The organism is Cyclobacterium salsum (genome assembly GCF_010119245.1).
Lineage (GTDB): Bacteria > Bacteroidota > Bacteroidia > Cytophagales > Cyclobacteriaceae > Cyclobacterium > Cyclobacterium salsum.
The window spans coordinates 191,258-214,797 of record NZ_WNKG01000009.1; the positions used below are offsets into that span (position 1 = coordinate 191,258).

Sequence of the window (23,540 nt, forward strand, 5' to 3'; positions counted from 1 at the left end):
TATTTTGAACTTGAATTTCAAACCATTTTATCATGTTACAGATTAAGTCATTCACATTCAATCCATTTGCTGAAAATACCTACCTGGTTTATGATGACAGTAAGGAAGCATTGATCATTGATCCGGGATGTTATGAGAAACAAGAAAAAGGCGAATTGTTTGACTTTATTTCCAAAAATGGTTTGACACCCGTCAAATTGCTGAATACCCATTGCCACATTGACCATGTACTGGGCAATGCCTTCGTTAAAAGCACCTATGACATTCCATTGTGGTATCATCAGGAGGAAGAAGTGATTCTCAGAGCGGTAAGTAGTTATGCTCCGAATTACGGATTTGCCCAATACCAGGAAAGTAAAGCAGACCATTACATTCGCGAAGGTGAGTATATCAAGTTTGGGAATTCCCAGTTACTTTCCTTATGGGTGCCCGGTCACTCTCCGGGTCACTTGGTATTCTATCACCAGGAGTCGGCAACCTGTATCGGAGGAGATGCACTTTTTAAAGGAAGCATTGGTCGCACCGATCTTCCTGGAGGTCATCACGAAACCCTGATTCAAGCAATCCGCCAAAAACTCTTCGCATTGCCGGATGAGGTAGTGGTCCACCCCGGACACGGTCCCAAAACAACCATTGGTGAAGAAAAGGAAACCAATCCATTCGTAGGCAAATCAGCATCTTCTTGAACCTGACCAAACATATCCCGAACCTGATCACTTGTTTGAATCTTTTAGCCGGAATGGTGGGGATTCACTACGTCATGGTGAACGGTGCCGTTTATGGATTTTACTTTATTTTGGCAGCAGCCATTTTCGATTTTTTCGATGGATTTGCGGCGCGAATGCTCGGCGTACATAGTGAGATTGGCAAACAACTGGATTCACTTGCCGACCTGGTTACCTTTGGGGTACTGCCTTCTTTTATCGTCTTTTTGCTGATCCAATCATCGGAAGGACCGGCATATTTACCATACATTGGATTTTTGATCGGGATCCAGTCTGCCTTACGGCTTGCCAAATTCAATATTGACGAGCGGCAAACTGATCGGTTCATTGGCTTGCCCACACCGGCTAATGCGCTGTTTTTTTCCACCCTCCCGTTGATGGGCCAGGAAATGGAAATTTTAGCAGGAATCTGGAACAATCCGTGGGTACTTTCAGCCTTAACGCTTATTTTTTCGTTCCTATTGACTGCGGAACTACCCTTGTTGGCATTGAAGTTCAAGCATTTTGGTTGGCGACAAAACGAATCCCGCTACCTAATGCTGCTAATTTCACTGGCGGGAATCATTATTTGGGGATGGGCAGGCATCCCCATAGCGGTCGTTTCCTATATATTCCTGTCCGTAGTTAGTAATCGACTGGAAAAAAATGAGAGGAAAACGTAACTTTTCCGTGCGCATGTGTAGGGGACTTTTTATGGGCTTATTCCTATTCCTTGCCTGTCCTCTCGTTTCTCAGCAACAGTTTAAAATCCCCATCGTTTCGGAAGGCATTTACCGGCTTTCGCAGGATCAGGCCAGTGCCTGGGGCCTGGGTAACCTGAACGAAATTTCACTTTATGGAGAAGCCGGATCCCTGCCTCAAGAACTGGATAGCAGTCTGTTTCATTCAAAGGAAGTACCTCAAAAAAAGATAGGCGATCACCTTTACTTCTTTCTGGGACAGGCCGATCGGATTCGTTTGGAAAACGGCAAAGCCCGATTGGAGGCCCATCCCTATACCGATACCCTGTATTACCTAATCCGGACGGGAAAGGCTCCGGAAAATCCGGTACGGAGTATTCCCGAAGAAGCGGTAATTCCGGCACAGCAGACCTGGAATGAATCCCTGATTCAATATCAGGTCTATAAATCGGAAGAATTTAACCTGCTGACTTCCGGAAGGTCCTGGTATGGCCTGCGTACTTTTAACAATGGGACCCAGACCATCACCTTTCCGCTACCGGAAACCCTACCGGATGGGCAGGTATCCATTCGTGCCAGGATGATGGCGCAATCCTTTGGCGACAGCCGGATTCAGTTCAGCTCCCGTGGGGAAGACTTAGGTGAACTATTGATCCCCTCTATCCCCAACAGTCGCTATGCCGTCAAAGGCAAGGAGGCCGTATTTGAATCAGCAGTGCCCCTTACAGAAACGAACGAAAACTTCTCACTCCGCTTTACCTATACGACCTCAAATCCAAACGGAGCAGGCTACCTGAAAGATTTGCTTGTGGGATATCCCTATGCACCCACAGCCCTACCGGCAGGTATTTTCTACAACTTGTCTGGAAATCCCACCTTGATTTCCGGAAATACGCACAACGTTTGGGATATCAGTGACTTTCATGAGGTAAAGGAGCTCGGAACGGATCAGTCCATCGTCACCGCTGCCAAAAAACTAGCGATTTTTGACCCTGAGCAGGTTCCCGAAATCCCCAAACCCATCGCCATCACCTCGGATTCCGGATTGCCATCCGGTTTTCCCGAGTTAATCATCGTAACCGCCCCCTCACTTCTTTCCCAGGCAGAAAGATTAGCCCGGTTTAAAAATGCGCATGGGACTACAACTGAAGTATTGTTAACCCATACCCTTTACGATAGCTTTGGCTTTGGTAATCCCGACATTACCAGTATCCGCAATTTCCTGGCATTTCAGTGGCAGGTAGGGAAAAAACTCAAACACGTCCTCTTCTTTGGAAAAGGAAGTTTTGATTACAAACATAAATTAGGAGGAAGACCCAATCTGGTTCCCACATACAGTTCAAGAAGCAGCCTGGACCCCCTGACTACCTTTGGTTCAGACGACTATTTTGGATTTCTGGCAATGGGTAAAGGTCAATGGGAGGAGTCCAATGCGGGCGACCACGAACTGGACATAGGTGTAGGCAGAATACCGGCCATCAGCCCTGCAGAAGCGGCAATAGCCGTGGATAAAATCATTCAATACAGCGAGGCTCCCGCCGGTGCCTGGAAAAGAAAACTGCTGTTTATCGCAGACGACGGGGACCAAAACATTCACTTGCGAGATGCCGAAAGGCACGCAGCCTATTTGCATAAAACCCATCCCGAGTTTGAGCTCAGAAAATTATACCTGGATACGTTTGAAAAGAACCCATCCGAACCCACCCTTCCTGAGGCCAAAAGTGCCTTGGAAGACCATATAAACGCCGGGCTATTATTAGTTAATTACGTAGGGCATGGCAATGAACTGACCTGGGCGGCCGAGCAGATTTTTACGGTGCCCGATATTGGTGACTGGCCCGAAAACAGGCACTATCCGATTTTTGTCACCGCCACCTGTGAATTTGGAAGGCACGACAGCCCCTTCTTACGGTCAGGGGCCGAAGAATTGCTATTTGCCAAAAACAAAGGGGCCATTGCTGTATTATCCACTGGGAGACCGGTATTCAGCAGTATCAATTATGCCTTAAACAAAGCCTTTATTGAAGCCATTTTCGATAAAGGAGGATCCTTATCCTTGGGAGATGTTTTCAAAAAAACCAAGAACGAAAGCCTTTCCGGGGCTTTAAACCGGAATTTTTCCCTTTTGGGTGACCCGTCCTTACGATTGTCCATTCCGCAATTGGAAGCGATGACCACTTCCCTAAAAAATATCCAAACGGGATTCGAAACCGACACCCTTTCCGGGCTGCAGCGCATACAATACCAGGGAGAAATCCAGGACCCGCTGACCGGAGCCCTGATTTCCGGCTTCGATGGAACCTTTGAAATCCGCATCGAAAATGAACCGAAAACCATAGAAACGCTAGGGAATGAAAGCCCGGCTACCACCTTCCTTGACTACCACCAGCCTTTGTTCAGCGGCACCGGAAGGGTCACGGAGGGACAATTTGAAGGAGAACTTTTTTTGGGAAACGGGGGATTGCAGGAAGAAGGGATTACTGGAAAAATCAAGCTTTTCGCAATGGATAACGAGCGGTCACGGGAGGCCTTTGGCGGGTCAGGAATTCCCTTACAGTTCGGAAACAGTGACTTGCCCCAGGATCGCAGCGGCCCGGAAATAGAAGTGTCTTTATTTGACAGTTTGGATACAAGGCAACTGATACCTACCACACAGAGCCCAATCTGGATTTTTCTGTCCGATGAATCAGGCATTGATTTAGGCAATCCCGAAGGCATCACTTTAAAAATCAATGAAAATCAACCCGCTTCTCTTAGGGATTATTATCAAGCCCGTTCCGGAACGTACCAGCAAGGGTACCTTAAGTTCCTTATAGAGGATTTGATGGAAGGTAGGAATACCCTGGAGATTAGTGCCTCTGATCCCCTGGGGAATACCTCCACCAGAACCCTTGAAGTGAGGGTAGAAGGCAGTATTAGGCTGACGGTAGACAGGGTCCGCTCCTTCCCCAACCCGGCTTCGGATGTCGTTCATTTTTTTATTTCCCATAACCGCCCGGGAGAAAATTTGCTTTTAAACTTACGCATATTTTCTTTGTCAGGACGTGAAATATTTTCATTGGAGCGGCGTTTTCCAAAAGCCGAACGGTTTTTAACAGACATTCAATGGATATTTTTACAAAGCAAAACCAAATATCCGGCAAAAGGAACTTATCTTTACCAAATAGAACTCTTTTCTGAAGGAGACGGCACTTCGGGAAGTAAAGGAGGCAAAATTATTATTCAATGAAATTGACCAAAAACATTCTTCAGCTCTCACTTTTTTTAGTGGCATTCATCGCTTTTCAGGTAGATAGCCACGCACAACTTTCCATACCACAGCTATCCGGGCAGGATGTTGATAGGCGGGTAATCATTACCGCGGTACCTTTTCTCAATTTTGCCCCGGACAGCAGGCATTCTGGTATGGGAGACGTAGGGGTGGCCACCTCTCCTGATGCCAATTCGGCCCACTGGAATGCGGGCAAACTGGCATTCATCGAAGATGACATGGGGTTTTCCTTATCCTATTCTCCCTGGCTGGGGCGACTAGTACCAGACATGTCGCTAAACTACCTGACCGGCTACAAGCGGATCGATAATGTTTCTGCGTTTGGCCTGGATCTAAGGTATTTTAACATGGGCGATATCCAATTGACAGACACAAGAGGTAATCCTTTGGGGGATTTCAGCCCACGGGACATCGCGATTGGTGGTACTTACTCCCGAAAATTATCGGATAACCTTTCCCTGGGTATCAGCGCACGATTCATCCACTCCAACCTTTCGGGTAATTTAAGCTCTGCCGGTGGCAACGAAAGCAGACCCGGAGTAAGCATCGGAACGGATGTGGGGATCTACCACACTTCAGAAATAATACTATCGGATAAAGAAGCCAATTTCTCCTGGGGAATTAACCTTTCCAATATAGGCCCGAAAATTACCTATAACAGTGCAGAGGATCTCGATTACCTGCCCACCAACCTAAAGTTTGGATCCGCTTTGCAGCTTCCAATGGACGAATTAAATACCATTACCCTCGCACTGGATTTTAATAAGATGCTGGTTCCTACCCCACCTTTGTACGAGGTGGATGAAAACGGGCAATTGGTACTGGACCCTAATACCAATGAGCCGGTGATTGCGGCTGGTAAGGATCCAACCCGTCCGCTGATCAGCGGAATGTTCGGATCACCCTTTGATGCTCCGGATGGGTTTCGGGAAGAAATCCAGGAAATAATGGTTTCTTTCGGTACCGAATATTCCTACGACGATAAATTTGCTTTGCGCGCAGGCTATTTCTATGAAAACCCAAAAAAAGGAGGCCGCAGGTATTTTACCATGGGCGTGGGTTTTAAATTCAACCGTCTGGGATTTGACTTTTCTTACCTCGTTCCCCAGGTTCAAAACCATCCATTGGCAGAAACGCTTAGGTTCACACTACTTTATAACGTTCCAAGATGAGCATAGACCGCAGTCAGGCTCCCCCATTCCAGATACCCGATCAAATCAACCTAACACCTCCCGAATGCCGCCACCTAATAGGCGGCACCCGGTTGTATTATATTCCGTCCCCGACCATTGCAGCGGTAAAACTCGAAGTGATATTTCCAGTGCATTTTCAGGAAAAGAAAGCCTTTAATCCGCTGGTTCCGTTTTTTATGCTGCACATGCTCTCAGAGGGGACAAAAAACTTGCCATCGGAGGCATTAGATGATTTTTTTGACTTTCACGGCTCGGAAGTAGAAGTCATTTCGGGCTATGAGCGACAGGGCCTCAGCTTATTAACAACCAAAAAACACCTTGCGAAGGTTTTGCCGGTATTTCGTTCCTTATTCACAGAAGCTGTATTTCCTGAAAAGAACCTGAAAAAACGAAAATCCCAGAAAAAACTGAGCATCAGCATTCAGAATGAACAAACTTCCTCTCGGGCCAATCAGCTAATCCGATCTGGCCTTTTTGGGGAGCAACACCCCTTTGGTTTCCAGGCTACCGAAGCGGATGTCGATGCCATTTCCAGGGAGCAGCTTGTTTCCTACTACCAAACTGAATTTCTTACCCAACCTCATTTATTCGTTACCGGGCACCTTTCGGAAGCAGAACTTAGCTTGCTGGAAAACTATTTTGAAGATTTACCACTGATTTCAGGAAAAAACACCAGCCCACCGCTCGCTAGTCCTACCACGGGAAGGCAGGCCGAAGCGAAAGCCAATGCCCTGCAATCCAGTATTCGTATCGGCAAATGGATGGTCCCACTTACCCACCCGGATTACCTGCCGCTTTCTTTGTTTAATACCGTGCTGGGAGGATATTTCGGTAGCCGCCTGATTCGTAATATTCGGGAGGAAAAAGGGTATACCTACGGGATCAATAGTTTTTTAGGAAATCTGAATGGTGGTTCCTATTGGATGGTGGCTGCGGATGTGAAAGGAGGGTATGGAGATGAGGTGATCCGGGAAGTCTACAAGGAAATTCAGCGGCTGATTACCGATCCGATCCCAGGGGAGGAATTAGAAAAAATAAAAAATTACCTTGCCGGAAACCTCCTGGCTAAATTCAGTAGCCCTTTTGACTTGATGAGTCACTTTCAACACGTTTACTTTGAAGGGTTAGATTTCTCATTTTACGCTCGGAAATTGGCCTTTATTAAAGATTTTGATGGCACCCAATTACAGGAAATGGGTGAAAATTATTTTTCTCCTGAATCGATGCAGGAAGTCATTGTTGGTCAGTTATAGTCCCCTGTTTTTTATCCACCACTCGTAAGCACCAGAAAAATCCCATTTGGTGAGGAACCAGGTTTTATACAGATGAAATTTCCAGTTCCGGGAAAAATGGCGGGCGTATAATTCTAAAAATTGCGCAGCCATCTTAAAATTGGCGGAAGCCAGGGAATGTTTGGCTTCGTGCAAAATTCGAAATTTCAAGGCATGCTTTTCTTCTGCTGTACGTACCATAGCAGCTATTTTTTCACAAACCCGGAAGGTAGAAGGAAGCAAGACTGAATGACGGGACTGGTATTGCCGGGTCGACAGCGAACCTGCCAGGATGCGCTTAGTTACTCCTAAATAATCCCCGTAGACAAAGGCATGCTCTCGTGCCATTCTCACAAGCAGGTCAAAATCTTCATAGGCCAGGGTTTCGTCATAGCCACCTGCTGCTTTCAAGACTGCCGCATCCAACACCAGAGCCGCCGAACTGATGGCGTATCTCCTCACCACCACGGGGAAGACATTGCCTGCCGTCACGGGTACGCTCGCTTTTCCCGAAGCATCTACCGGATAAAAAGGACGGGTACTCCCGTCGGGAAATAGGTGAAGCACATTGCTGAAGTAAATTTTCGCTCCTGTTTCCTGGAGGCGGTGAACTGCGCTGCTTAGGTGAAGGGGGGCCAGGAAATCATCGGCTGCCAAATCTACCACATAAGTGCCACTGACCTGGGTCAAAGTCCTATTGAATGCCCGGCAGTAATTGATGGGAGTATCGTGAAACAGGTACCTAACATTCAATTTTTCTTCGTTTTTCTCCACCCAGTCTCGAATTACTTTCTGTGAGGAATCACTACTTCCATTATCTATTACAAACAGTGCACGGTGTGGATACGCCTGTTGCAGGACACTTTCCATAGCGGCTTCCACGTAAGCTGCCTGATTATGACAGGTGCATATCACCGAAACCAGCGGTTCCTTTTCCTTCTGATTCATTTGAGTGCTTAAGCTTTCGATTACCCCTCTTACATGCAGGGAAAATCACCTCGAATAACAACATCCGGGCTTTGACAATTCATCCATCCCAGCCAGCCCTAAGCAATGGCCTAAAAACAGGTAATAACGTTAATTTCTACCCTATACCTGTATACTGGCTGGCAGATACATTCTATTTGGCTAAATTAGCAATTCTAATCCAACCGGCAGCTACCTCGGAAGCACTCGAATTGATGGAAGACACCTACCTGACCTTAAAAACACCTGCCAACGGGCTCTACAAAGAGAAAGGGAGTAAATTTTTATCGTTTGCCTACCCGGTGGAAGATGAGGCGGAAATCCAACAGATCCTGGACGAGCTCAAAAAATCCTACCACGATGCCCGGCATCATTGCTACGCCTATATTCTGGGTAAAAATCAGGATGTATATCGAGCCAATGACGATGGTGAACCCCACCATAGCGCCGGGGACCCCATATTGGGGCAACTTCGCTCCCGGGGGCTAACGCAATCCCTGGTCGTGGTAGTGAGGTACTTTGGAGGGGTCAAACTTGGTGTGGGCGGATTGGTGCGAGCCTATAAAACGGCTGCTGCAGAAGCCATAGAAGCCAGTGAAGTGATCCAAAAAACACGGGTCGCCAGCATTAGCATGCGCTTTGATTACCTATCAATGGATGAAGTCATGCACCTCATCCAACGCCATAACCTGAAAATTTCAGATCAGAAATTTGACTTGCGTTGTCAGATAAGGGTGGAATGCCGCCAAAAACAGGAGGATGAAGTTAGAAAAATACTTTCGACCGTTCCTTCTCTGGAATTTCTTACATAGAGAAGATTTCATCCAGGTACCCCTGTCGATAAAGTTTCAAAAATATCTCCAAACAAGCCCAGGCATCCGTAGCAGCGTAGAGCATCTGCTTTTCTGTCAAGGTGGGGGCTTCCCAGTTGGACACCTGCTCGGATTTGGAAATCCGGATCCCCAGGACCATGGCACTAAGATTTCTCACCCCCACATTCAGGAACCCTACTTTTCGCAATTCTTCATTTAGGTCGAAAAAAGAATCGGGGGTAAAGTTAGTGTCCAGTTTTTTCAAGGCTTTGATATCGTCTCTGACAGCAGCCCCAACTTTTACGATATTGGTATTTTCCAGCAGGGCTTTTGCCTGAATGGGAAAACCCTGTTCATTGAGGCGGATAAGGTAAGCCGTTTCCCGGGTAGACAACTGAAGTAAAGAAACATCGTAGGAAACGCCTCTTCTAAATGCTGGTCTGGTTTCCGTGTCGAAGCCAATAAATTTTTGAGAAGCCAGATCTGATTCCATCCGTCGCAAGTCCTTTTGGTCCTGAACCAAGATGATTTCACCGGGAAATGCTTCTATTTCCAGTTCATTTACTTCTTCTTTGGATATTTTAAGTGGTATCATGCCAAAATCTCTTCTTCTTTATGCTGTTCCATTTCTTCTTTTGTGTAATAATTAATTCCCCAATTCATATACCCAAACAGAATCGTCATGAACGGGCTAATAATATTAAAAAAACAATACGGGGCATAGGTAAGGGTGGCTACTCCTAAAACGGAGGCCTGGGTCGCGCCACAGGTATTCCAGGGGATCAAAACCGAAGTAACGGTAGCACTATCCTCCAGGGTCCTGCTCAGGTTTTCCCCCTTTAGGCCTTTCTTTCTGTAAATATCGGCATACATTCTACCAGGAACCAAAATAGCCAGGTATTGGTCCGAGGTAGTAAGATTGAAAAAGACACCGGTACCAGCAGTAGCGGCTATCAGGGACCCGACCGAGTTTACTTTGCTAATCACCCCCTCGGCGATGACCTTAAGCATGCCGCTTACCTCCATTATCCCTCCAAAAACCATGGCACACAGGATCAACCAAACGGTAAACAGCATCCCTGCCATCCCTCCGGTAACCAGTAACTCGTTGACAATTTCGTTGGAGGTAACAATCGCCGTGTCCCCAAACAACGCTTGCATCACAACGCTAAAGGTACGCAGCAACACTCCTCCGTCCATACCACTGGATAATTCCCGGATAATCTCTCCCTGAAAAATGACCGCAAAAACCCCTCCCAACAGTGCTCCAGCGAGCAAGGTTGGAATGGCAGGGACCTTTTTAATAATAAGAAACAATACAAGTGCGGGAACAATGAATAGCCATCCATTGACTACAAAGGTTTCAGAAATCACGTCGGAAATCGCCTGCACCTGGCCGACTGTACCCTCCGGCTGTCCCATTACCCCGATAACCCCAAAGATCAAAAGGGTAAGGGATATAGAAGGAACCGTGGTTCTTACCATGTGCCGGATATGCGTGAACAAATCCGTCCCTGCCATGGCCGGAGCCAGGTTGGTGGTGTCCGAAAGCGGTGACATTTTATCCCCGAAGTAAGCCCCTGAAATAATCGCTCCGCCAATGATGCCCTCTCCAAACCCCAGGGCTTTTCCAATTCCCAAAAGGGCGACTCCTACGGTAGCTACCGTCGTCCAGCTACTTCCAGTGGCAATGGATACTACTCCACAAACCACACAGGCGGCTAATAAAAATATAGTAGGATTCAACACCTGAAGTCCATAATAAATCATTGCAGGTACGATTCCACTCAACATCCAGGTTCCCGCCAGGGAGCCTATTAAAAGCAAAATCAAAATAGAGGACATGGCGGATGAAATGCTTTTGATCATGCCATCCTGAATGACATCCCATTTCACGCCCAATCTAAAAACGGCCAACAAGCCGGCTACCCCAGAAGAAATGACCAATACCAACTGATTGGATCCAAAGAGTCCGTCTGTGCCAAAAACATTGATATTGATCACCAAAAGGACAATCAGAAAGATGATTGGAAATAATGCCTCCCAGATGGAGGGCCTTTTAGAAGTTGTACCCATTATGATTGGTCTAAGAAAAGATAAACCTAAAGTTAAAAAAAAATATGTATTTACCGCCCAAACCGCTGATACTCTTTGTTACTTAAAGACTAACGCATACTTTCCAAATTTTATTCTGAATGTATGGAAAGGTATTTGTTTTTCAATTATTTTATTTAACTTAATACCAAATAATTTGGCTTAACGATACAGGTTCATGAGAAAAATTGACAGCCTGCTACAGGAATACGACCTCAGCCACCAAAATCCCACCAACAAATCCATTCATTGGCTTTGTGTTCCCGCTATTTACTTCAGCTTAGTGGGCTTGCTTTACAGTATCCCTCCCGGTCCGCTGAGGGAGATGGAGTTTCTGTTGAGTCATTTTGCCAATTGGGCTACTCCGGCATTGCTGCTGGTATGGATTTATTACCTGGCCCTTTCTCCGCCGTTGGCATTGGGGATGATGCTTTTTACGGCCCTTTGCCTGGCGGTAGCAAGCGTATTCACTTTAATATTACCGTTTCCACTTTGGAGCTTTTGTTTGGGGATTTTTGTACTTGCCTGGATTTTTCAATTTTACGGGCATAAAATGGAAGGAAAAAAACCCTCTTTTCTAAAAGATTTGCAATTCCTTTTGATTGGGCCTGCCTGGCTGATGCATTTCATATACAAGCGTTTAGGCCTTGCGTATTGAGTTTACTAGTAAACCTGTTAGGAAAATCACGCTGTATTTCCAGTCTCGATACCATTTAAATGCCTGCGTTATTTTTATTATATTCAGGGAAATTTGATCCCTACGAATTTTTAACCCAAACCAAAAAATGAATCCTTTTATACTCGCAGCGGCTGAAATTCCCCTTTTGTCTGACATTGTAGTCATATTCGGACTGTCTACGTTAGTGATATTGCTTTTCATGCGGCTAAAGTTACCTACCATTATTGGGTACCTGCTGACGGGAGCGATTGCTGGACCTTATGGGCTTTCCCTGGTAGATGCTTCCACGGCGGTGGAAGTCTTATCAGAGATTGGGGTAATCCTTCTGCTTTTTGTAATTGGGATGGAATTTTCGCTGAAAAGCCTGATGGCTATCAAGAAGGCGGTATTTATCGGTGGCAGCTTGCAGGTGCTCCTCACCATCGGAGCGACTACCCTGATAACGTATTCTTTCGGGTATGACTGGAATAAGGCCGTGTTTTTTGGTTTTCTGTTTGCCCTGAGTAGTACGGCCATCGTTCTTAAACTACTGCAGGAGACGGGGCAGGTTAATAGCATTTCCGGAAGAACCACCCTTGCCATATTGATTTTTCAGGATATCATCATCGTTCCATTGGTGCTATTAACGCCCATGCTTGCCGGAGAATCGGACAATGTCCTGCTTTCATTGACGTATATGGTACTTAAAGGCGGCCTGGTGATCGTATTAACCATCCTCAGTGCTAAGTACCTCATCCCTCAGTTGCTGTACCGGGTCGCCAAGTCAAAAAACGAAGAACTGTTTCTCTTGAGCATTATCGTTACCTGTTTTGCCGTAGCCTATGTCACCTCATTATTGGGGTTATCGCTGGGTTTAGGAGCTTTTCTTGCAGGACTGATCATAAGCGAATCTGAATACAGCCACCACGCTACCGGGAAAATTCTACCCTTTCGGGAAATATTTCTCAGTTTCTTTTTTGTATCGGTGGGCATGCTATTCGATCTGGGTTTTTTGTTGGATAACATTCTGATTATCCTGGCGCTAGTCCTGCTGACCTTTGTTGTCAAATTTCTGATTACTACCCTGGCCGTAAAATCCATTGGTAGTGATCTTAAGGGTTCATTTATCGTAGGGTTTTCTATCTTTCAGGTCGGTGAATTTTCCTTATTGCTGGCAAAAGAAGGACTTGAATACGAGCTTTTAGATCCCATTACCTATCAATATTTCCTGGCGATTTCTATTTTGACCATGGTAATGACACCCTTTATTTTAAAGAAAAGAGAAAATCTCGCCTGCAGGGTGCTGAATATCCCTTTACCAGAGAAAATAAAGTCCCGGTTTGGAGAAAAACCAGTGGCCCATATCGCTAAGATTGAAACCGATGAACTTGGCGATCATCTTGTCATTATCGGTTTCGGGCTGAATGGCCGGAATTTGGCGCGCGCAGCAAAGAGAGCCAACATTGCCTATGCGATCATAGAAATGAACCCGGAAACCGTACGGGTAGAGTCTGCCAACGGAGAACCCATCATGTATGGAGATGCCGCCAATCCGGTGGTCTTAGAGCACGTGAAAATCCACAAAGCAAGGGTGGCTGTGATTGCTATCTCCAATCATGAAGCAACACGAGGCATCATTACCAATATCCGCGCGATAACCCAAAATGCCTTTATCATTGTTAGAACACGATATGTAAACGAAATAGAGGCCATGCTCCGACTAGGTGCCGATGAGGTGATTCCCGAAGAATTTGAGACATCCATTGAGATATTTACCCGGGTGCTGAACAAGTACCTGGTACCCAAAGGAGAAATCGATGATTTCACCCACGATGTGCGCTACCACAACTACGAGGTATTTCGCTCCCTGCAAGGTGACAGCGGCTCAACCATCGCTCTGGATATCCCGGAAATCAATTTCGCAGGAATTAAAATTGAAAAGGATCACGGCACTTTTATCGGAAAACCCATTAAGGATATTGATTTGCGGGAAAAAGTGGGAATCAACCTGGTGGCCATTAAAAGGGACGGCAAAACAAATACAGATATCAATGGAGATACCAAAATCAAATTAGGAGATATCGTCTACGTGGTGGCCCGGCAGGAGGCCCTGGAGAAGTTTGAAGAAGACGTTAGCATTTCCTAACAGCCACAGTAAAAATAGGAGCAAATAAAAAATCCTGTCGCTTTTACCGACAGGATTTTTTATTAACAGCCTGAAAAGCTTTATAAGATCAGCATGGCGTCACCATAACTAAAGAACTTATAATTCTCTTTGATGGCTTCCTTGTATGCTTTCATTATCAAATCGTATCCGCCGAAGGCAGATGCCGTCATTAGTAAGGTGGACTCTGGCAAATGAAAATTGGTGATCAGTGCATTGGCAATTTTAAATTCATAAGGAGGGATGATGAATTTATCTGTCCAGCCACTACTTGACTTCAGCCGGCCATTGGCGGTCACAGAAGATTCTATGGTTTTCAAAGAAGTGGTCCCCACGGCTACCACTCTTTTTTTGGCATCCAGCGACTTGTTAACCAAGTCTACGGTCTCCTGGGGTATATCGTAATTCTCCGAATCCATTTTATGCTTGGTAAGGTCCTCTACGTCTACCTGACGGAAAGTACCCAGACCAATGTGCAAGGTGATCGGACTGACTTCCACTCCTTTGATTTCCAACCTTTTTAACAGATGAGGGGTAAAATGCAGGCCCGCAGTAGGTGCTGCAACAGCCCCCACGTGTTTGGCAAAAATGGTCTGATAGCGCTCCCGGTCCGAATCGACCACATCCCGTTCAATAAATTCTTTCAGTATCGGTGTCTCTCCGAGCGTGTCAATGGTTTTGTAAAATTCTTCATCCGTGCCATCAAACAGGAACCGAATGGTTCTCCCCCTGGAAGTGGTATTGTCTATCACCTCCGCTACCAGATCGCTGTCGCCAAAATACAACTTGTTTCCAACACGTATTTTTCGCGCAGGATCCACCAGCACATCCCAAAGTCTGAGATCCTGGTTTAATTCCCGAAGCAGGAAAACTTCAATTTTCGCTCCTGTTTTTTCCTTATTTCCATACAGCCTGGCCGGAAATACTTTGGTATTATTGGTGACGAATACATCGCCCTCCCCAAAATATTCAATGATATCCTTAAAAACCCTATGCTCTATTTTTCCGGTATCGCGATGAATCACCATCAATCTGGACTCATCTCGGTTTGCCGGAGGATGTAAGGATATAAGTTTTTTAGGAATTTCAAATTTGAAATCAGATAACTTCATGTGTATTAATTTTGGAAATAACGAGTGAACGTAATTATCGTAAAAAATGCAAAGATAGTAAGAATTTACCTTTATTCTACTTATCTTGTGGAATTATTTTACATCATCTTAACATTGATGGTATTTCGTTTTATTTGGGAAAGTTTTCGCTTTGCAATGCAAGCATTAAAGTCCAACCTCACACGGACCATCCTCTCATTGCTAGGTGTAACGGTGGGGATTTTTGCCATCATTGCTGTTTTTACCCTGGTAGATTCTCTGGAACGGAACATCAAGGACAGCCTTACCTTTCTGGGTAGTAACGTCATCCGGGTAGACCGGTTTCCTTTTTCTTCCGGCCCCCAGGAATACCCCTGGTGGCGGTATTTCAGGAGACCGCCTGGTAACTATTCCGAATATTCTTTTTTGGATGAGCGACTCAAAAGTGCTGCTTCGGTAACCATCTTTGCCAACACCCGAACCACGGTAAAGGCAGGAAGCAACGCATACGAAATGGCCAATCTGGACGGGGTGGTTTACAATCATAAAGAAGTATACGATATTCCCCTACAGGAAGGACGCTTTTTTACCCAAATGGAAATCAATTCCTCCAGAAATGTTTCGATTATAGGTGTCAAAATTGCCGATGCCTTGTTTCCCAACCAAAACCCCCTGGGAAAGGAATTTAAAATCAAAGGATTAACGTTTATCGTAGTGGGCATTCTGGAAGAAGAAGGGGAAGGTCTCTTTGATACTCCTTCCAAAGACGAAGCCTTGCTGGTGCCTTATGGTGCCTTTAGTAAATTGTTTTATGTAGGCAAAAACGGAATCGAACCCATTATTGCTGCCAAAGGCACGGAAGATGACCCGGGTTTGATTTATTTGGAAAACGAAATGGCCGGATTGCTCCGGGCAAAAAGAGGGTTAAAACCTACCGAAGAGAATAATTTTGCGTTGAACAAATCGGAGTTTATCCAGGATGCCGTGGGTTCCATTTTTGCCGTTATTTCCATCGCCGGCTGGGTGATTGGGGGGTTTTCGATATTGATCGGTGGTTTTGGAATCGCAAATATCATGTTTGTATCCGTTAAAGAACGGACCGGCATTATAGGCATTCAAAAATCGCTGGGTGCAAAGAATTATTTTATTCTCCTGCAGTTTCTCTTTGAGGCCACCTTTTTGAGCCTTATCGGCGGATTGGCAGGATTGTTAATCGTCTTTGGGACCACGTTTATTTCCCTGGGCAATCTTGAAATTATCCTTAGCTTTAAAAATATACTGTTGGGAATCGGATTATCTTCGGCCATTGGGATTGCTTCGGGTATCATTCCCGCCTCCATGGCGGCCAAAATGGATCCGGTAGAAGCTATCCGTACGGCCTAACGACTACCGGAATCCGAAGATATCCGCTATTGACTATTCTTCTTTTTTACTTTTTCCGTTGGATTTGGCTTTTTCCTTGCTATCCTTCAGTATGCCTGCTTTTTCTTTGATTTTAAGCTCCAGTTCTTCCATTAATTCCGGATTGTCCAGCAGCAAGGTTTTGACAGCATCCCTTCCTTGTCCCAATTTATTTCCCTCATAGGAGAACCAGGAGCCTGCCTTTTTTACAATTTCGAATTCCACACCCAAATCGATTATTTCGCCGACTTTGGAAATGCCCTCACCATACATGATATCAAATTCCACGACCTTAAAAGGCGGAGAAACCTTGTTTTTCACCACTTTCACTTTGGTTCGGTTGCCCAAAATATTATCCGGACCTTCCTTGATCTGGCCTATCCTTCGTATGTCCAGCCGTACCGAAGCATAAAACTTCAGCGCATTACCACCGGTGGTGGTTTCAGGATTACCAAACATCACCCCAATTTTTTCCCGGAGCTGGTTAATAAAAATGCAGGCACAGCCTGTTTTATTAATAGCGCCGGTCAGTTTACGCAGGGCTTGTGACATCAATCGGGCCTGAAGACCCATTTTAGAATCACCCATCTCGCCTTCCAATTCTCCTTTGGGAACCAGTGCGGCCACCGAGTCAATCACGATAATATCTATGGCTCCAGACCGGATCAGGTGTTCGGTAATCTCCAGGGCCTGCTCCCCACTATCCGGCTGAGAAATCAGCAGATTTTCGATGTCAATTCCGAGCTTTTCCGCATAGGACTTATCGAAGGCATGCTCCGCATCGATGAAAGCGGCCAGACCACCTGCCTTTTGGGCCTCGGCGATGCAGTGCATGGAAAGGGTGGTTTTACCGGAAGATTCCGGTCCATATATTTCGATCACCCTCCCTCTGGGTACGCCGCCAATTCCCAATGCCATGTCCAAGCCGAGGGAACCGGTAGAAATGGCTGGCACGTCCAGCACCACATTATCGCTCAGTTTCATTACCGTACCTTTGCCATAGGTTTTCTCCAGCTTATCCAGCGTTAGCTGCAAGGCTTTTAATTTCTCAGTGTTCGCACTCATACTATGTATCTTCAGAAGTTAAAATCGTTCAATTGATAATGTGAAAGTAAACATTCGAGGGATCATTCACAACTCCGGATAACCATTGTTTTCCGATTTCGTTAGTATAGCTTTGAAGAAACCAGTCCCTGGCATTGATAGTCAAAATGGTACGGACTTTGAAGTAAACGCTTTTAAAAAACGCATGGTCTTACAGCTGCAAACCATCTTCCTAACGCTCCTTTTACTGGTACATTTCCAGGCACCTGACCCGGTACCGGCAAGAAAAAACCAGGCGTTTGGCAAAGGAGAAACGCTTACCTTTAATGTCAGCTACTTTTTTATAAATGCCGCAGAAGCAAAAATGGTGATTTCGGATGATATCCACCGGGTAAATGGAAAGCCAGCCTATAAAATTGATGTGTATGGCAAAACGCTTAATATTTTCAAACTATTTTATGTGAAAGATAATTGGGGCACCTACATTGACACGGCCCGAATCGTCCCCTACCGCTCTTACCGTCACATTGAAGAAGGCAATTATCGTAAACACGAAGTCATTGATTTTGACCAGGATGATGGGAAAGCCGAAGTGAAACTGTACGACCGGGAAAATGAAAACCTGGTTAAAACGCAGAAATTTGATGTGCCTTACCAGGTACAGGATATTGTGAGCGGGTATTACTTGCTGCGGACCATGGATTTTCAAGGATTGAGAAAGGGGGATGAAATTAGCATAAAGGGATTCTTCGATGAAAAAAATTATAACCTAAAGTTAATATACGAGGGTAAAGATGAGGTATCCACTTCCCTGGGTGATTTTGACACCCATGTATTCAGCCCGGTGATGCCAAGTAATAAATTATTCCGAGGCAAAAAGCCTATCAAAATGTGGATTACGGCTGATGAAAACCGGATACCGGTAAAGATTAAAGCCAGCATGGTGGTCGGTTCCATCAACATGGACATTGTATCCGCCGAAGGATTACGTAACAATTGATTAACACCTGGTTAATAGTAGCCTAACACATTTTAAATTCATCTCAAAAATTTACCATTCTTCTGATCAATCCGTTCGGGATATAAAGCTATTTTTTATATTTTACCTACCTTTGCAACTCAATTTTAATTTACTGTTGTTATCAATCCATGAGTGACAAACAAAAGTTAAAAGTCCTGGTAGTGGACGACGAAGAAGATATCATCGAAATCGTCACCTATAATCTGGAAAAAGAAGGGTACGAGGTAAGCTCTGCCCAAGATGGGATACAGGCCGTCAAAAAAGCCCGTACCTTCCAACCCGATGTCATCCTGCTGGACATCATGATGCCCAATCAGGACGGGGTCGAAACCTGCCGGCAAATCAGGGATATTCCCGAGCTAAAAAACACCTTCATTATCTTTTTAACGGCACGCTCCGAGGAATATTCAGAGGTAGCCGCCTTTGATGTGGGGGCGGACGATTATATCCACAAACCGATCAAACCGAGGGCACTCGTTAGCCGCATAGGTGCCTTGTTTCGCCGGGAAAATAAAAAAGAACCCGACAGTACTAAAATTGAAATCAGGGATCTGGTCATCGATCGTAGCAGCTATACCATTTCTCAGGCGGGTAAGACCATCATCCTTCCCAAAAAGGAGTTTGAACTGCTCTACTTTCTGGCAAAGAACCCCAACATGGTATTCAGCCGGGATGAGTTGCTCAAAAACATCTGGGGAGCCGACGTGTTTGTGCTGGCACGGACAGTAGACGTTCACATCCGAAAGGTTCGGGAAAAAATTGGCGATGACTATATTTTTACTGTAAAAGGTGTCGGCTACAAGTTCAATTTAATTTAAGGCCGGGCATGTTCAGTACTTCCAGGGGAATCGCGTTTGTACTGGCCGTAGCCATCGCCTTGCTTTTGGTGGCCTTTTTGTCCCTGATTGATGAAGTGGGGGCTATGGTCTTGCTGGCATCCGGCGCGCTTTCCTTCTCCATTTCTTACCTGCTCATCCACCTAAGCCTGGAATTTCTGGTGTTTAAGGAAATCAGCAATATTTACAACGTACTGGAAAAAATCCAGCGGAAGGACCTGTCTTTCAAAGGTGTGAAAAAAATCAAAGCCTCCCTACCCCCCTTAAAAAGCATCCAAACCAACATCAACGAATATGCCGCAGCAAAAAACCGGGAAATCGAAACCCTTCAAAAAAACGAAACCTTCCGGAAGGAATTTATTGCGGATATTTCCCATGAGCTAAAAACGCCAATTTTTGCCGCGCAAGGCTATATCCATACCCTTCTGGACGGAGCAGTGGAAGACCATACCGTCCGCGATAAATTTCTGAAACGGGCCGCCAAAAGCCTGAACAACCTGGATAACCTGGTTCAGGATCTGATCACCATCAACCAGATCGAAAGTGGCTTTATCCGCTTTCATCCGGTCCATTTTGACCTACGGGAAACCATTTTGGAAGTGATTGAGCAACTGGAGGGCAAGGCCCACAAACGGGATATACAGATCCATTTTCAGCATTCCTCGGAGGAACGTTATTTCACGCATGCCGACCGGGAGAAAATATTCCGGGTGATCCAGAACCTGGTCTCCAACGCCATCAAATACAACAAAGACGGAGGGGAGGTCACGATCCAGTTAAAAAGCCATAAAAACCACCTAACGGTCAAAATAAAAGACCAGGGCATGGGCATTCATCCCGAGGACCTGAAGCGTATTTTCGAACGTTTTTACCGGGTAGATAAAAGCCGGTCCCGGGAGAAAGGTGGAACGGGCCTGGGCCTGGCCATTGTCAAGCACATTCTGGAAGGCCACAAAAGCACCATTTCCGTAAGTTCCATCGTCGGTAAGGGCTCGGTTTTCAGCTTTGACCTGCCGACCGGAAGTAGCCCGGTAGGGCTGGAAAAAAAGGGCTAAAGAAATATTGCCAGCCCCTGTTGGTCAAATTCCGGGGAATTCAACTGCCCGACCCGAAGGAGGTTCAAATGAAACCACCCGCCACAGCCCCTAACGAATCCTTTGCGGACGCTGCAAAAAAACGGGTTCACGCAGCGGCCGCAGCGAGATGAAATCTACTATCCGGCATCGGATTATCAACCAGTCGATTCGCTGGTGTCCATACGTACACCCCGGAGCGAATGGATATGATACGCCAGGCTTTATCTAAATTCAACTTCTTCCTATTGCTCAAACACAAGGGAGTCGGGTTTCACGCCCAGCTCTCCCAGTGCTTTTTCAACTGCTTTCATAAAACCTTCCGGCCCACAAAGGTAAAAATGACGGTTTTTGAAACTGCTGATTTTCTTTTCTAAATAAGCCTTATTGATCCTTCCCTGGTCGTAGGCCGTATCTGCTTGCTTTTCGATGATATTATGGAATTTGTGACCCAAAATGGTTTTTAATTCCTCAAAAAGAATGATATCATCATTGGTCTTGTTGGCAAATATCAGTTCGTTATTACCGATTTGATTTTTTTGACGCAAGTCTCGGAAGATGGAGATAAACGGAGTGACTCCGGCTCCTCCGGCAATGAACACCCCTTCTCCCTTATAGGAGATCGCACCCCAGGCATCCCCAATCTCCAGGCTATCACCCGGAACGGCCTCTCGCAGCCGCTTGGTCACTCCCTCGTGATCCGTATAGGTCTTGATGGTGAATTCCAGATTTGGGTCTGATGGCAGACTAGTAAACGTAAAAGGTCGCTTTTCTTCGGCCCAATCTTCTTTAAGCAGACTCACTTCGGTAGCCTGTCCCGGTTCAAAGGAATATCCCTTGGGTTTCTCCGTCTGAAAAGCGAAGGTATCGTGCGTAACTTGTTTTTTATCTAAAATTTTTACTTTAAAATTTTCCATAATAGCATTTATTTCTGTTAAAAACCTATCAGTTATGTAGCAAACATTAATCCAAGAATGGAAATATTCGAGGGAATTTTTACTTTCGTGACCGGTGTATTTCCAAATCAAATATGAAAATAAGCGAGCGCGTATACGAATGGATCACAGATGAGGGTGAAGTACGGGCTTGTGCCAATATTTCCGAGGAAGCCTGCCGGGAAACACCTTCTAATTTTTTCAAAAATGTAGGTAGCGGTGCCTTGTCCAAATTGGCAGGACAACTGGTTAGTCCCGGCACCACCCTTCCCTGGGTGTTGGCGGCTATGGGAGTCCCTGCAGCCTTTTCGGGAGCCTTGGTCCCCATCAAGGATGCCGGATCCCTATTACCGCAATTGGTAGTATCCGCAAAAATCCGTTCCTTTCCCATAAGAAAATGGTTTTGGGTCATCCCTGCCTGGATTCAGGCACTGGCATTATTGGCCATGGCCTTTGTGGTCTGGAACCTGGATGGCGCCTTGGGCGGCTGGCTGTTGCTGGTCTGCCTGGCCTTGTTTAGCATTAGCAGTGGAGTCGCCAGCATCAGTTTTAAAGACGTAACAGCCAAGACCACGCCGAAAGGAAAAAGGGGGCAACTGCTCGCCATGCGGGCTACTACTGGGGGCATTCTGACGCTCTTGGTTGGCGGTTTAATTCTGGCCGATTTTTTTAAAAACAGCGATCGGGAATTCCTGTTTATGCTGGTTCTTTCCGGGGCAATCCTTTGGGTATTGTCCGGGTTTCTGTTCAGTCTTATCCACGAGGAGCCCGGGGCAACCTCAGGCGGCAGAACGCCTATTCAGGAAATTAAAAAGGCCTGGACCTTTTGGCAGGAAGACCGAAACTTACGGATGTTCATTGTTACCCGGGGCTTATTGATGGCCATTCCCCTGGCCCAACCGTTTTTTGTGCTGCTGGGGAGAGTCGAAATCGGGGAAGAAGTAAGTAATCTGGGGATAATGGTGCTGGCTGCGGGAATTGGCAGTGTCATCAGCAGCCCCTTCTGGGGGAGATTTGCCGATCGGTCCAGCAAAAAACTCATGATTGTCATCGCGCTATTGGGAATGGTTAACATTGCGCTGATGGCCTTGTTTCCACTTTGGCCCGCCTTCCTTCAGAATAGCTACACGTTTGCGGTTCTATTTCTGATACAGGTCATGGCTCATGGCGGTGCCCGGTTAAGCAGAAAAACGTACCTGGTAGATTTTGCCCCCGAAAAGGACCGGCCTTCCTACGTATCCCTTTCCAATACCGCCATTGGCATGTTCACATTAATTGGAGCAGGTCTCGGAAGCTTGGCAGGAATTTTTGGTATTCAGCCCATGCTTTGGATTTTTTCGGCCCTACTGCTTATGGCCGCCATTTTAGGGAGTCGGTTAGCAGAAGCACAGGATTGAAATACCCCATTTTCCCTGATTCGTTAGTAAGGCTTTAAATCCATCTAAAATTTTATGTAGCCTAAACTGATTTACAACCCTTGATTATTGTAATTTATTTTATAAATACATTTTATTCATTATATTATTTTACGCCTCCCGATTTATTCACTATATTTCTTCTACAAATCTATTGAGAGAAGTGAACGTGGGTAAGAAAATAAATCGATTTTGACATGATGAATATCGCAATTTTAGGAGAAAGTAAGCTGGCAAGAAGCCTGGGAAACCGGTATATGAACAGGGGGATTGAAGTGATTTTTGGGGTGAAAACGAATTTTGAAATCAAGGACATCGAATGGAAAATTTACAATAAATTACTGGATAAAGTACTACCCTATTCAGATGCCATCGCAAAAGCGGACATTGTTTTTATATGTTGCGAAAACGAATGCTTGCCGTCCATTTGTGACTCGCTGCTTCAAGAAAACAATCCCGACACCATCATCATCGATTGCACCAACAGTTCGTATACCGAAGGAAACGCTGGAAATACCTCTCTCATTCAGGAGCAGTTGGGAGATAAAAATTTATATAAGGCCTTTAATAACCTGGGCATGGACTATCCGAATTCAGATCCACTGGGAGTGATACAAGAAACCTACTATTGTGGGGAAAACAATGAAAATAAAGCCAAGGTAAAAAAATGGATCGAATTGGCCGGTTTTAAAGCCATTGATGCGGGAGCCTACGATAGTGCCCACCTATTGGAAGCCTTCTATCACCTGAAAATGAAAATAGCACACCAGCAAAATCAAAACAGCCAATGTCACTTTAAGCTAATTTCGGTATAGCTCAATCATCGATCAGGTCAGGATTTACACTAAAAAGGGCATTTTTAAAACTTCTTAAATCTTTCCATGCTTTAC

20 protein-coding genes are annotated in these 23,540 nt (G+C 45.6%); 14 read left to right on the top strand and 6 right to left on the bottom strand.

The features are described 5' to 3' along the window. The first annotated feature begins 32 nt into the window (after positions 1-32). Genes GJS45_RS17085 through GJS45_RS17105 form a run of 5 tightly spaced genes read left to right on the top strand, consistent with a single transcriptional unit; the run spans position 33 to position 7,122 of the window. Entirely contained in the window at positions 33-686 is a 654-nt protein-coding gene (locus GJS45_RS17085) for an MBL fold metallo-hydrolase (protein WP_162343073.1), read from the top strand. Next, positions 683-1,387, top strand: coding sequence for a CDP-diacylglycerol--serine O-phosphatidyltransferase (pssA, locus tag GJS45_RS17090; protein ID WP_162343074.1), 705 nt, complete (start codon positions 683-685; stop codon positions 1,385-1,387). Before GJS45_RS17085 ends, pssA begins: the two co-directional genes overlap by 4 nt. Continuing rightward, positions 1,371-4,634, top strand: coding sequence for a type IX secretion system sortase PorU (porU, locus tag GJS45_RS17095; RefSeq protein WP_162343075.1), 3,264 nt, complete (start codon positions 1,371-1,373; stop codon positions 4,632-4,634). The genes pssA and porU overlap by 17 nt, the downstream gene beginning before the upstream one ends. Beyond that, positions 4,631-5,848, top strand: coding sequence for a type IX secretion system outer membrane channel protein PorV (gene porV, locus GJS45_RS17100; RefSeq protein WP_162343076.1), 1,218 nt, complete (start codon positions 4,631-4,633; stop codon positions 5,846-5,848). Before porU ends, porV begins: the two co-directional genes overlap by 4 nt. Further along, positions 5,845-7,122 (top strand): M16 family metallopeptidase, encoded by a 1,278-nt coding sequence (locus GJS45_RS17105; protein WP_162343077.1) that lies wholly within the window; start codon positions 5,845-5,847, stop codon positions 7,120-7,122. The genes porV and GJS45_RS17105 overlap by 4 nt, the downstream gene beginning before the upstream one ends. Here the strand turns inward: GJS45_RS17105 and GJS45_RS17110 are convergent. Continuing rightward, a complete protein-coding gene (locus GJS45_RS17110) occupies positions 7,117-8,088 on the bottom strand; it encodes a glycosyltransferase family 2 protein (RefSeq protein ID WP_162343078.1) in 972 nt (323 codons plus the stop codon). The genes GJS45_RS17105 and GJS45_RS17110 overlap by 6 nt on opposite strands. 176 nt (positions 8,089-8,264) lie before the next feature. Here GJS45_RS17110 and GJS45_RS17115 point away from each other — a divergent pair, with 176 nt between their 5' ends. Then, the gene (locus GJS45_RS17115; protein WP_317165113.1) at positions 8,265-8,918 is read left to right on the top strand and encodes an IMPACT family protein; all 654 of its coding nucleotides are present in this window, start codon (positions 8,265-8,267) and stop codon (positions 8,916-8,918) included. Here GJS45_RS17115 and GJS45_RS17120 read toward each other — a convergent pair. Further along, positions 8,911-9,513 carry a 3'-5' exonuclease gene (locus tag GJS45_RS17120; protein ID WP_162343079.1) on the bottom strand — a complete coding sequence of 201 codons (603 nt, stop codon included), beginning with the start codon at positions 9,511-9,513 and terminating at the stop codon, positions 8,911-8,913. The genes GJS45_RS17115 and GJS45_RS17120 overlap by 8 nt on opposite strands. After that, positions 9,510-10,994 carry a Na+/H+ antiporter NhaC gene (gene nhaC, locus GJS45_RS17125; RefSeq protein ID WP_162343080.1) on the bottom strand — a complete coding sequence of 495 codons (1,485 nt, stop codon included), beginning with the start codon at positions 10,992-10,994 and terminating at the stop codon, positions 9,510-9,512. Before nhaC ends, GJS45_RS17120 begins: the two co-directional genes overlap by 4 nt. A gap of 196 nt (positions 10,995-11,190) precedes the next feature. Here nhaC and GJS45_RS17130 point away from each other — a divergent pair, with 196 nt between their 5' ends. After that, entirely contained in the window at positions 11,191-11,670 is a 480-nt protein-coding gene (locus tag GJS45_RS17130; protein WP_162343081.1) for an Mpo1 family 2-hydroxy fatty acid dioxygenase, read from the top strand. Positions 11,671-11,797: 127 nt separating this feature from the next. Next, positions 11,798-13,816, top strand: a complete 2,019-nt coding sequence (locus GJS45_RS17135; protein ID WP_162343082.1) for a cation:proton antiporter domain-containing protein — start codon at positions 11,798-11,800, stop codon at positions 13,814-13,816. 80 nt (positions 13,817-13,896) lie between these two features. On the opposite strand, the gene queA is transcribed toward GJS45_RS17135, so the two are convergent. Then, the gene (gene queA, locus GJS45_RS17140; protein ID WP_162343083.1) at positions 13,897-14,946 is read right to left on the bottom strand and encodes a tRNA preQ1(34) S-adenosylmethionine ribosyltransferase-isomerase QueA; all 1,050 of its coding nucleotides are present in this window, start codon (positions 14,944-14,946) and stop codon (positions 13,897-13,899) included. A 117-nt stretch (positions 14,947-15,063) separates the two neighbouring features. Here queA and GJS45_RS17145 point away from each other — a divergent pair, with 117 nt between their 5' ends. Then, entirely contained in the window at positions 15,064-16,308 is a 1,245-nt protein-coding gene (locus GJS45_RS17145; protein WP_202928116.1) for an ABC transporter permease, read from the top strand. A 33-nt stretch (positions 16,309-16,341) separates the two neighbouring features. Here GJS45_RS17145 and recA read toward each other — a convergent pair whose 3' ends face one another. Continuing rightward, on the bottom strand, positions 16,342-17,391 hold the full coding sequence (recA, locus tag GJS45_RS17150) for a recombinase RecA (protein WP_162343084.1): 1,050 nt from the start codon (positions 17,389-17,391) through the stop codon (positions 16,342-16,344). Between the two features lie 184 nt (positions 17,392-17,575). On the opposite strand from recA, the gene GJS45_RS17155 reads away from it, so the two are divergent. The 3 genes from GJS45_RS17155 to GJS45_RS17165 all read left to right on the top strand — a co-directional run bounded on the left by GJS45_RS17155 (position 17,576) and on the right by GJS45_RS17165 (position 20,282). Further along, positions 17,576-18,370 carry a DUF3108 domain-containing protein gene (locus GJS45_RS17155; protein ID WP_162343166.1) on the top strand — a complete coding sequence of 265 codons (795 nt, stop codon included), beginning with the start codon at positions 17,576-17,578 and terminating at the stop codon, positions 18,368-18,370. A 149-nt stretch (positions 18,371-18,519) separates the two neighbouring features. Then, entirely contained in the window at positions 18,520-19,209 is a 690-nt protein-coding gene (locus GJS45_RS17160; protein ID WP_162343085.1) for a response regulator transcription factor, read from the top strand. Positions 19,210-19,217: 8 nt separating this feature from the next. Further along, on the top strand, positions 19,218-20,282 hold the full coding sequence (locus GJS45_RS17165) for a sensor histidine kinase (protein WP_162343086.1): 1,065 nt from the start codon (positions 19,218-19,220) through the stop codon (positions 20,280-20,282). Between the two features lie 263 nt (positions 20,283-20,545). On the opposite strand, the gene GJS45_RS17170 is transcribed toward GJS45_RS17165, so the two are convergent. Further along, positions 20,546-21,217 carry an FAD-binding oxidoreductase gene (locus GJS45_RS17170; protein WP_162343087.1) on the bottom strand — a complete coding sequence of 224 codons (672 nt, stop codon included), beginning with the start codon at positions 21,215-21,217 and terminating at the stop codon, positions 20,546-20,548. A 113-nt stretch (positions 21,218-21,330) separates the two neighbouring features. On the opposite strand from GJS45_RS17170, the gene GJS45_RS17175 reads away from it, so the two are divergent. Further along, complete coding sequence (locus GJS45_RS17175) at positions 21,331-22,632, top strand: MFS transporter (RefSeq protein ID WP_162343088.1); 1,302 nt, start codon at positions 21,331-21,333, stop codon at positions 22,630-22,632. 215 nt (positions 22,633-22,847) lie between these two features. After that, a complete protein-coding gene (locus GJS45_RS17180; protein WP_235954832.1) occupies positions 22,848-23,465 on the top strand; it encodes an NADPH-dependent F420 reductase in 618 nt (205 codons plus the stop codon). Positions 23,466-23,540: the final 75 nt, after the last annotated feature.

Excerpts from the sequence above, each read along its gene's own strand:
- porV (WP_162343076.1), top strand. The coding sequence starts at position 4,631 with ATGAAATTGACCAAAAACATTCTTCAGCTCTCACTTTTTTTAGTGGCA.
- GJS45_RS17085 (WP_162343073.1), top strand. The coding sequence starts at position 33 with ATGTTACAGATTAAGTCATTCACATTCAATCCATTTGCTGAAAATACC.
- porU (WP_162343075.1), top strand. The coding sequence starts at position 1,371 with ATGAGAGGAAAACGTAACTTTTCCGTGCGCATGTGTAGGGGACTTTTT.
- GJS45_RS17135 (WP_162343082.1), top strand. The coding sequence starts at position 11,798 with ATGAATCCTTTTATACTCGCAGCGGCTGAAATTCCCCTTTTGTCTGAC.
- GJS45_RS17155 (WP_162343166.1), top strand. The coding sequence starts at position 17,576 with ATGGTCTTACAGCTGCAAACCATCTTCCTAACGCTCCTTTTACTGGTA.
- GJS45_RS17160 (WP_162343085.1), top strand. The coding sequence starts at position 18,520 with ATGAGTGACAAACAAAAGTTAAAAGTCCTGGTAGTGGACGACGAAGAA.
- GJS45_RS17145 (WP_202928116.1), top strand. The coding sequence starts at position 15,064 with ATGGTATTTCGTTTTATTTGGGAAAGTTTTCGCTTTGCAATGCAAGCA.
- GJS45_RS17105 (WP_162343077.1), top strand. The coding sequence starts at position 5,845 with ATGAGCATAGACCGCAGTCAGGCTCCCCCATTCCAGATACCCGATCAA.
- GJS45_RS17170 (WP_162343087.1), bottom strand. The coding sequence starts at position 21,217 with ATGGAAAATTTTAAAGTAAAAATTTTAGATAAAAAACAAGTTACGCAC.
- GJS45_RS17180 (WP_235954832.1), top strand. The coding sequence starts at position 22,848 with ATGATGAATATCGCAATTTTAGGAGAAAGTAAGCTGGCAAGAAGCCTG.
- GJS45_RS17175 (WP_162343088.1), top strand. The coding sequence starts at position 21,331 with ATGAAAATAAGCGAGCGCGTATACGAATGGATCACAGATGAGGGTGAA.
- GJS45_RS17120 (WP_162343079.1), bottom strand. The coding sequence starts at position 9,513 with ATGATACCACTTAAAATATCCAAAGAAGAAGTAAATGAACTGGAAATA.
- queA (WP_162343083.1), bottom strand. The coding sequence starts at position 14,946 with ATGAAGTTATCTGATTTCAAATTTGAAATTCCTAAAAAACTTATATCC.
- GJS45_RS17130 (WP_162343081.1), top strand. The coding sequence starts at position 11,191 with ATGAGAAAAATTGACAGCCTGCTACAGGAATACGACCTCAGCCACCAA.
- GJS45_RS17110 (WP_162343078.1), bottom strand. The coding sequence starts at position 8,088 with ATGAATCAGAAGGAAAAGGAACCGCTGGTTTCGGTGATATGCACCTGT.
- recA (WP_162343084.1), bottom strand. The coding sequence starts at position 17,391 with ATGAGTGCGAACACTGAGAAATTAAAAGCCTTGCAGCTAACGCTGGAT.
- GJS45_RS17165 (WP_162343086.1), top strand. The coding sequence starts at position 19,218 with ATGTTCAGTACTTCCAGGGGAATCGCGTTTGTACTGGCCGTAGCCATC.
- nhaC (WP_162343080.1), bottom strand. The coding sequence starts at position 10,994 with ATGGGTACAACTTCTAAAAGGCCCTCCATCTGGGAGGCATTATTTCCA.